This window comes from Staphylococcus sp. GDX8P80P, assembly GCF_017893095.1.
In the GTDB taxonomy this organism is placed as follows: Bacteria; Bacillota; Bacilli; order Staphylococcales; family Staphylococcaceae; genus Staphylococcus; species Staphylococcus borealis.
On sequence record NZ_JAESMI010000149.1, the window covers coordinates 1 to 9,394 of the forward strand.

Annotated in this window: 6 protein-coding genes and 3 pseudogenes; 5 read left to right on the top strand and 4 right to left on the bottom strand. The window is 33.4% G+C overall.

Features of this window, described 5'->3' with window-relative positions; translation table 11 throughout:
• Positions 1-115, top strand: a pseudogene (locus KA858_RS12940) (hypothetical protein); the annotation flags it as partial.
• A gap of 488 nt (positions 116-603) precedes the next feature.
• Here KA858_RS12940 and ccrB read toward each other — a convergent pair.
• From ccrB to KA858_RS11550, 3 genes and pseudogenes are all read right to left on the bottom strand, one after another.
• Complete coding sequence (gene ccrB / locus KA858_RS11540) at positions 604-2,229, bottom strand: cassette chromosome recombinase CcrB (protein ID WP_210135764.1); 1,626 nt, start codon at positions 2,227-2,229, stop codon at positions 604-606.
• Positions 2,226-3,587: a cassette chromosome recombinase CcrA gene (ccrA, locus tag KA858_RS11545; protein WP_210135765.1), complete on the bottom strand. Its 1,362-nt coding sequence runs from the start codon at positions 3,585-3,587 to the stop codon at positions 2,226-2,228. Before ccrA ends, ccrB begins: the two co-directional genes overlap by 4 nt.
• A 186-nt stretch (positions 3,588-3,773) precedes the next feature.
• A pseudogene (locus tag KA858_RS11550) lies at positions 3,774-4,403 on the bottom strand (cassette chromosome replicative helicase); the annotation flags it as partial.
• A gap of 8 nt (positions 4,404-4,411) precedes the next feature.
• Between KA858_RS11550 and KA858_RS11555 the strand changes: the two are divergent.
• A pseudogene (locus KA858_RS11555) lies at positions 4,412-4,750 on the top strand (cassette chromosome recombinase CcrA); the annotation flags it as partial.
• A 111-nt stretch (positions 4,751-4,861) separates the two neighbouring features.
• Here KA858_RS11555 and KA858_RS11560 read toward each other — a convergent pair.
• Positions 4,862-5,221, bottom strand: coding sequence for a ZIP family metal transporter (locus KA858_RS11560; RefSeq protein WP_017175149.1), 360 nt, complete (start codon positions 5,219-5,221; stop codon positions 4,862-4,864).
• A gap of 206 nt (positions 5,222-5,427) precedes the next feature.
• On the opposite strand from KA858_RS11560, the gene KA858_RS11565 reads away from it, so the two are divergent.
• The 3 genes from KA858_RS11565 to KA858_RS11575 form a co-directional block, all read left to right on the top strand.
• Complete coding sequence (locus KA858_RS11565; protein ID WP_000391495.1) at positions 5,428-5,754, top strand: ArsR/SmtB family transcription factor; 327 nt, start codon at positions 5,428-5,430, stop codon at positions 5,752-5,754.
• 329 nt (positions 5,755-6,083) lie between these two features.
• Positions 6,084-8,009: a heavy metal translocating P-type ATPase gene (locus KA858_RS11570; RefSeq protein ID WP_017175150.1), complete on the top strand. Its 1,926-nt coding sequence runs from the start codon at positions 6,084-6,086 to the stop codon at positions 8,007-8,009.
• Positions 8,010-9,119: 1,110 nt separating this feature from the next.
• Positions 9,120-9,394: PDDEXK family nuclease (locus KA858_RS11575; RefSeq protein ID WP_210135766.1), on the top strand; the 275-nt coding region annotated here is incomplete at its 3' end.

Here is a 9,394-nt window from a genome sequence, read left to right on the forward strand (position 1 = left end):
ATTTGAACACATTAAAACAGACGATAGAAAGACAATAGATTATGAAATGTTACATGTAACACCACCCATGGGTCCCTTAGGTGTACTTAAAGAAAGTACACTTTCAGATAGTGATGTAGTTCATATACATCAATGAGATAATATATATTTGATTTGTCATTTATTACGGATCCCGTTGACAATATGAGAAAATTCCAATCAAAAACCCGTGATAAACGTTGGTATAACAAGGAAATCCCGGAATCCCACTCATTTTGACGAACAATCAACTCATTATTTATAAGTATTGATGATAGGGTGAGGTCTCTGCTTCCTTATATATATTATTTATTTATAAAAAATAACGGGATTTTGGGATTGTGCTTGCACAATCCTTCTGCTTCTTCGAATTTGCAAATCCCATTCATTTCCCGGTAAAAAATCATCGTGGGATGTTCTTTAGCAATTTCAATATAAGCATCGTGTAGTAGTAGATAGATACCGTCAATTCGTTCTCTCATTAGATAAGTGTTATTGAAATTGATAAAGAGAATTCTAAAAATCGTTAGATAAAATAAGTGAAAGAAGATAGGAAAGATTATTGTCAAACAATAGTTCTATTAGCTAAATAGTAAGATATAGGGTTTGTGGCAAAAATAAAGACGAAGTGCTAAGGGGCACTTCGTCGAGTGGATGGTTATTAAATAGTTGTTTGACAATGTCATTATTCAATTTGAGTGTGACGTAAAATTGCTTCTTATGCTGTTCATCTTTTCGGATTTCAATACAATCGATGACCGTTAGATATAGTGATTTCAACTGTGATTTCTCTAATTTGTCTATATCTTTGAATATTGTTTGTAGTATGTTGGCAATCGTATCAGCATCATAAGAAGGTGCTTCAGCTTGTTTATCTTGTTCTAGTTGATTGATTTGGTCTTTTAGTTGATTCAATTCAGCTTGATAGTTAAGTATCGTTGGCTTCAATACACTGTCTAGTTCTGGTTCATCTTCGATTGTTTTCGTTAGTGTATGCATTTTGGCTTTTATTTCTTCACATTGTGACTGTCGATAGGCAATATCATGATTCAAAGAAGAGACGTCTATTTGACTTCTTTCATTTACTTTTTCGACTAATTGTTTCAATACCTTTTTACTTTTAATAATTTCTAATATCTGGTCCATAACGTATTTTTCTAATACATCTGCTCTAACACTATTGGCTGAACAAACTTTTGAACCTTTGTTTTTAAAATTACTACATGAGTAATATTTGATTCTTTTCTTAGTGCCATCTTTTAATGTGTTTGTCGTATTATCTGCCACCATTGCTGCACCACATTTCGGACATTTTACAATCCCAGTCAGTAGGTTTGTTCCTTTACCGTGAACTTGTGGTTTCTTGCGTCTCTCTTGGCGTTTAAACTGTACTTTATCCCATAAAGCTTTATCAATAATAGGCGCATGCTTACCATCAGCGATAATGGGATCATCATTCAGTCCTTTTCGTCTCTTATCGCTCCAGTGTCTATACTTCGCAAACTGTATCTTTCCAATGTAAAAAGGGTTTGAGATGATGTAGGTAATGGATGAAATACTAAACGGTTTACCTCTCTTAGTTACATAACCTTTGTGATTTAATGCATTCGCAATCTTACGATAACCATGACCTTTGGCGTATGACTCAAAAATATATTTAACAATATTTGCTTCATGTTGATTAATCATGAGCTCCTTTTTACTGTCAGGTACTTTATCATAGCCTAGAGGTAAATTACCTTGGTAATAACCTTCAATGGCACGTTGTCTTTGGCCATTGTAGACATTTTCTACAATCGTATTTCTTTCAAATTCAGAGAAGCTGGCTAAAATTTGAAGCATCAATTTACCTGTAGAGCTGGCAATTTCTATTTTTTCAGTTAGACTAAAAAATTCGACATTAATCTTATACAATTCTTCGACAATATTTAGTAAGTCTGAGGTATTTCTAGCTAAACGATTGGTTTTGTAGACCATAATACAGTCTAACTTACCGTCGTTTGCATCTTTTAACATACGTTGCAGTTCAGGGCGTTGGGTTGTTTTACCAGATATACCACGATCGGTATATTCATTAACAACTTCATAGCCTTGAAATTGACAATAATCTTTGAGTTGGTTCAATTGACCTTGAATACTGTAACCATCGGTTTGCATTTCAGTTGATACACGGGCATATAATCCAATACGTTTCTTTTTGAGTTGTGTCATATGACTTCATTCCTTTCAGGAGTTATTAAATGTGATTGTTCAACGATATTAAGTCGACTGTTTTTAAAGTAGATCTCTTTTAATTGTTTAGTTTGAGTTATCTTAATGTCATCAATCAAAGGTGCTATGTTTTCTAATGTCAATTTATCTTTGATTACATGACGGATTGCTTCGGCAATTTGTTTATGTGAATAATTAGAGTAACGTTCTTCACTTTCAGAGCCAGCAGATAAATGTTTAAACGTCTCGATATCAATTTGATTTTGTGCTAGCTTTTCGATGAGTTGTTCTTGTGTTAGATGTGATTGTCTGTGTTTCATTTGTTGGTATTTTAGAACTTTTAGTATTGTCTCATTTAATTTGTCATGAAATGACTGATTGTTACAATATGCTTTACAAGTGTTGAGGACCTCTGTTTCAATCATTTGCGCATTGATACCTTTAAATGGACACGTATGATAAGCTTCATTCATATTTTTAGGACAGACATAGTAACGTAGAGAACGATGTTCTTTTTTTATCGTTAAGTTTGTTAATGTTGATTGACAGTAAGGACATTTGATTCGTCGCTTTAACTTATTTCTAGAATTGGATCGATTGTGTTGTTTATGAATACGACGCTCTTGTGCTTCCTCAAACGTATCAACATTAATAATAGGTGGAACGATATCATTAAACGTTCCATATTTATTAATGACACGACCACAATAGTTAGGGTTCAAGAGAATATTTCTAACTTGATAGGGCTTACGAGAAATAAAATTCATATCTTTATCCAGCTTTTGAGAAATTTTCTTGTAACCAAGTCCTTGTAAATACCAACGATAAACGGCTTTGATTGTCGGTGCTTCTTCTGCATTTACAATAAAGTGACCTTTGCTGTAGTGATAACCAAAAGGGGCGTGTGTTGTAATCAACTTACCTTGTTTGGCTTTTTCTCTTATCCCATTTCGTGTTTGTTCGCTGATGTTGTTCGATTCCATTTCTGCTAGACTCATGAGTATGTTTAAGCGAAAGCAATCAAACTCTTTAGACAAATCAAAATATCCATCGTTAACACTGATGATTGTGACGTGATGCTTTTTACAAATTTCAAAGAATTGTATGGCATTTTTCAAATTACGATGTAGTCGGTTCAAGCGATAGCAACACAATACTTTACATTTTCCGGACGTAATCATTTCTACCATCTTTTGATAACCCGACCGTTTCGTATTTCGACCGCTTCTCTTATCATCATAAAACGTCACATTAGGCCATCCATATTGCTTAGCAGTATTCAAAATGAGAGATTTCTGAGTCGCTAAACTTTGTTGTTTTAGTGTACTTTGACGTACGTAAGCAACGGCTTCTTCCATGTTATACACCTCCATAGAGATAATATATGTTTATGAATGAATTAGAATGAAAGGTCCAACGTGTTAAAAGCACGTTGGACCGCAATGATTAATTATCGTTCTGTAACTCTTCAATAACTAAATCAGCTAGTAATTCAATCAATTCATCCATTTTATCTACTCCTGTACGATTGCATCTTTAAGTTATTAAAAATCAATTAAATCATCATTCTGTTTTTTCCATGATTCAAGCATCTTTTTGTTATCCAAGTTAATTTTAGCTTTAATAGGTTCAGCATCTTTAGTTAGACCAAAAATAGATGCATATTCTGAATCTAGTTTTAAATGGTAAAAGACAAGTGACTGTTTCTTACCATAGTCATCTTTAACTGTTCGTTTTGTCGTAATTCGATCACGGTCAGATTCAATAAAACCTTTATCTCTTAGTGCATTCACGACATTGTTGACATCCTGAAAGTGCTGTTCTTTCAGCATATCTTTAAATACAGTCGCAATGATTTTGACTTCGATATAATCATCTTTTAAGGCAATTAGTCCATAATTCTCAATCATATTCTTTAACGCTGTGTCATCAGAAAACTTACCACGATTTTGTGCTACAAATTGCGTAACGACTTCAATCGCTTTATCTGCCAGTGATCGTTCAGAGACTGTATGAGTATGATAATCAATAAAGTAATCTTTTATTTTAGTGATATCAATATCTGTAGATAAAACATGACTAAGAATCTTGGCCGAAGTAGTGATAGCCGCATAGCGCTCAAACATACGAATACCAGTATTATTTGTTTCATCCTTCAATTTATCTTTAAACCAATGATGTAATTCAAAAACGGATCAAAAAACAAAGGGCCCTAGAAACTAGGAGCACACTTACACAAGAACAATTGATAGATAAATTAGCTAAAGGAGCCATCGATGCAGAAACGTTCAGAAAACAATCTCAATCGTTACTTCAACAATCAAAACCAACACTATCAATAAATGAGCAACAAATTCAAAAGTCTTTTGAAAATGTAATTCAACAACACTTCACGTTAAGCATGTTATACCGATATATTGATGAAATTCATATTTCTAAAAACAAAAGCCTTGTGGGAATCTATTTCAAAAATGAACCGCTAAACATTGTAAACCAAGCTACGCAATCATCGATTGCTTAATTAATGAAAGGATGAAAAATATGAAAGAAATGAAAAGAAAATCTGTAGGATGTTATGTTAGAGTTTCAATAATTTCTCAAGACATTGATAAATTTAGTATTAATGGTCAAATTACACAAATAAAGGAATATTGCCAACAGGGAAATTATGAATTGCTATACTGATAATTAAAAGTACCCCCGATCGAACGAAAATATCTTTTTGATGACTATTAGTGATAATTGTAATTTTATCCATTAATAGATGAATGGATTGGAATAATACTAAGCCTATTGCTATTCCACCGAGTAAAATTACCCACCCGCCTAATTCAATACTTTCCGGAATCATTTCAAAAAATAATAAGCCAATTATAAGGCCTGCACATAATGAATAAATAAAGCCATGACCACTTTGAAAACCTTCCATTATCCAAGCGAGTCCACCGCCAACACCAATTACAAGTGCGGAAGCTAACGCCCGATCATCCATACTGCACTCATCCCACTATTCTTAAAAAGGCTTTGTTTATTTTACTCTAAAAAATCAAAACAAAATATATGAATTCATATTAAATATTATTTGATTTTTTATTCAGATGGTTATATCATATATATGAACATATATTAATATATGTAGATAAATAGTGATTATTATATATAAGGTTTTGAATTGAAACCTAAAGTGAGGGAAGGATAATGGAAGAAAAAAAGGAATTAGAGGAAGTAAATAATAAGGATTTAGATGATGAAACATTATTTGTCGTATCGCAAACATTTAAAGCGTTAGGTGATCCTACGAGAATCCGGATTCTCCATTTGCTCTTTTATAAGGAGTATTCGGTAAACGGTATTGCTGAAACGCTACATCTTAGACAATCAACAGTTTCCCATCAATTGCGGTTCTTGAAAAATTTACGGTTAGTAAAATTCCGAAGGGAAGGCACAACATTGTTTTATTCCCATGATGATGAACATACTATGAATATGCTAAAACAGGCGATCGATCACGCCTGTCATCACTAGTATTCCGTAAACCAGTAATGAGTGTTAATAATAATTCACGTCATTAATATTGTTATATGATCATATAACAATATTATAGGCATATGAAAAGGGGGTTTTGCAATGGATATGGAAAACAAAAAAACAGAATGGAAAGCGTTGTATGATATCTCGAAGGAAAGTGAGATGGGTGTAGCAGAGAGGGTTAGTGAATACGGTTGATAAATTCATAGGATGTATTATTGGATACAAAAAGTTTGGATGTGGTCAATTAACGTCCTGGTTTAGTAAAGCTTACTGCGAATATATTGGAACCCGATATATCATATTTATTTAGAAAGGTGATAGAAATGAAAAATATTCAAGAGCAACAAGCACACGAAAGTCATAGCCACGATCATAGTCATGATCATGATCACGGAAAAATGCCAATTATTTCATATTTTATTGGCTTAGTGTTGGCTATAATTGGGCTTTTTTTAAGTGATGCAAATTTATTAATACAAAACATCTTATTTTCAATTGCCACAATCACAGCCGGCTACCATGTAATTATTCTCGAAGGAATTGGAGAGACAGTTGAAAATACTAAATTAAAGGGAAAATTCACTCCTAATTCTCATATTCTAATGGGATTAGCTGCAATCGGGGCTTCTCTGATAGGGAGTTTTTGGGAAGGAACCCTTTTGATACTTATTTTTTCCGGCGCTCATTTTCTTGAAGATTACGCTGAAGGAAGAAGTAAAAGAGAAATTACTAAGCTACTCGAAATGAACCCAACGACAGCTAAATTAATCCTACCTGATGGAAACACAAAAATTGTTGATGTCAGTGAATTAAAAGTTGGAGATCAACTCCAAGTGCTGAACGGTGATCAAGTTCCAATTGATGGGATTATTTTATCCGGTACTACCTCAATTGATGAATCTTCTATTAATGGAGAAAGTATACCGAAAGAGAAATCTAAGGGTGACGAAGTTTTTGGAAGTACGATTAATGGAACAGGTACTTTTACTATGGAAGTCACTAAGGAAAACAAGGATACTGTATTCTCTAAAATTTTACAATTAGTTAGTCAAAACCAAGATAATCAAACAAAAGCTGCCAGTATCATTCAAAAATTCGAGCCTAAATATGTTAATATAGTTTTAATCGCAATACCATTAGTAATGTTACTTGCTCCTTTTCTATTTGATTGGACATGGTCGCAAAGTGTTTACAGGGGATTAGTGATTTTAGTCGCAGCTTCACCGTGTGCTTTGGCAGCAGCTACTGTATCTGTAACATTGTCTACAACATCTAACCTAGCTAAAAAAGGCGTGCTTTCAAAAGGAAGTACTTACCTATCACAATTAGCGGATATAGATGCAATTGCCTTCGATAAAACAGGAACCCTTACGAACGGAGAACCTAAAGTAACAAATTACTATTTCACTCATTCTGTGAACGAAGAAAATATTATTGATATTATAGTCGCCCTTGAAAAGGAATCCAATCACCCACTCGCTAATGCTATTTTAGAAAAATTTGAAGTTAAAAATAAAATAGACATCGAAGTTACTAATCAAATTGGAAAAGGTCTGACAGGAGATTATAATGGAAAAAATTATCGTATTGGTAAGCCTACTTCTTTTGAAAGTGCTTCTGAAGAGTATACCCAGTTCAATCATGATTGGGCATCAGAAGGAAAGACGGTTGTATACGTAGCAGAAAATGAAGAAGTTATTGGGATTATAGCTCTAATGGATATTCCGAATGAGCATGCTAAAGAAACAATTAATTACTTTAAGAAACTTGGTATCCACACGACTTTAATTACTGGTGATTCGGAAATGACGGGAAAAGCTGTAGGCGAACAATTGGGAATAGACGAAGTTATCGCTAATGTAATGCCTGAAGATAAATCCAGAATTATAGAAGAACAAAAAGAAAAATTTGGAGTTACTGCCATGGTTGGAGATGGTGTGAACGATGCACCGGCCCTTGTTAATGCTGATGTTGGTATAGCTATGGGGGGCGGTACTGATGTGGCAGTAGAAGTATCTGATTTGGTTTTAATGCAGAACAATTTATCTAAATTAGTACAGTCTCATAAAATTTCCTCAAATATGGGTCGTGTTATTAGGCAAAATATTATTTTTTCAATGGCAGTTGTTGCCTTTTTAGTTGTCGTTAGTTTGTTAGGATTAACTGATATTACAATCAGTGTAATTGTTCATGAAGGAAGTACTTTAGTTGTTATACTAAATGGACTTCGATTATTAAGATCTAAATAATGAACGAATCGATTGACATGAATGAACTTTGAAGTGTGGATTCTACAATGTTCCCATAACATTGGACACTAAAAAACAGAGCAATCTAATAAAGATGTTATGAGTAAAAACAATGCCTTGCATACCGTTTTTATCATACGGGCGGTCAAATAAGCAATTAAAGAGCATGGGAAGCATAAAATCATAAACAGTGACTTAAGGCAGCCAGTTTACATTCAAAAGTTAAATTGACTGTATTAAAAGTTTCGAAACGATTAATATCCGTATGGGGGCAAGCGTCGAGCCAAAGATAATGCCAGGACAGAGCGTCTTTTTCCGTTCTTTTAAGTGGGAAAGGTTTTACCTTCTCTATGCCAAGACAGTCCCAGAGCTAAAAGAGCCAGTTGCTCTTTTTGGGCGTTTGTGAACGGTAATCGCAGGAAGGGGATTTTCCCAACCGCACCTGGTTTTCCATCACAATAAAGTTGGCGGCATTTGTTCTGATATTCTTGGGAATACTTACACTATGAATGGCCGTATTAAGTGATACAGGAGCTGCTATTATTGTAATACTGAATGCTCTCCGCCTTTTGAGGGTAAAAGAATAAAAGTAAGGATAACTAGGTAAAGCTGTTCAATCAAAAATTGAACAGCTTATTTTTCATCAAAATCAAAAACGTTTATTATAATACCTACACTTGTTCTGTTAAACGTACCGATTTTTTAACCTTATTGTATCAGTAATATCTTGAAACGAAGTAAGCGACTAAAATTTCTCTTTTATCATACTTTTATAAAAATACACTTTTAAGAACGGTTTGAAAATTTTTGAAATAGATCAAAATAATCTTCTGGTTAAAAAACCTGTAGATATGATTTCTCTCTTAAATTTTTGTTTGATTAGATTAGATCCTAATAAGACGCATTCAATATGTCTACACGTGAATTTAGTCTTTGAAAATGTAAGGACCATTATTATTATAAAAACCCCAGTATAAAACGATACGCAGAAGCATATCATAAATGATGCGGTTTTTATTAATTAGTTGCTTAAAAATGAAGTATGCAATATTAATTATTACTAAATTTTGATATATTTAAAGAAAGATTAAGTTTAGGATGGATGAATGAATGGCTTATCAGAGTGAATATGCATTAGAAAATGAGGTACTTCAACAACTTGAGAGTTTAGGATACGAACGAGTAAACATACATAACGTTGAACAATTACATGATAATTTTCGTAGTATAATTAATGAACGTCATAAGGATAAATTAAATGGAAAACCCCTAACAGATCGTGAATTTGACCGTTTAATGACGGGGATTAACGGTAAATCTGTATTTGATAGTGCGATGCAATTACGCGATAGTTATGTACTTAAACGTGATGATGATACTGATTT

Coding starts and splice junctions, on each gene's coding strand:
- KA858_RS11570 (WP_017175150.1), top strand. CDS start 6,084: ATGAAAAATATTCAAGAGCAACAAGCACACGAAAGTCATAGCCACGAT.
- ccrB (WP_210135764.1), bottom strand. CDS start 2,229: ATGACACAACTCAAAAAGAAACGTATTGGATTATATGCCCGTGTATCA.
- KA858_RS11560 (WP_017175149.1), bottom strand. CDS start 5,221: ATGGATGATCGGGCGTTAGCTTCCGCACTTGTAATTGGTGTTGGCGGT.
- ccrA (WP_210135765.1), bottom strand. CDS start 3,587: ATGGAAGAAGCCGTTGCTTACGTACGTCAAAGTACACTAAAACAACAA.
- KA858_RS11565 (WP_000391495.1), top strand. CDS start 5,428: ATGGAAGAAAAAAAGGAATTAGAGGAAGTAAATAATAAGGATTTAGAT.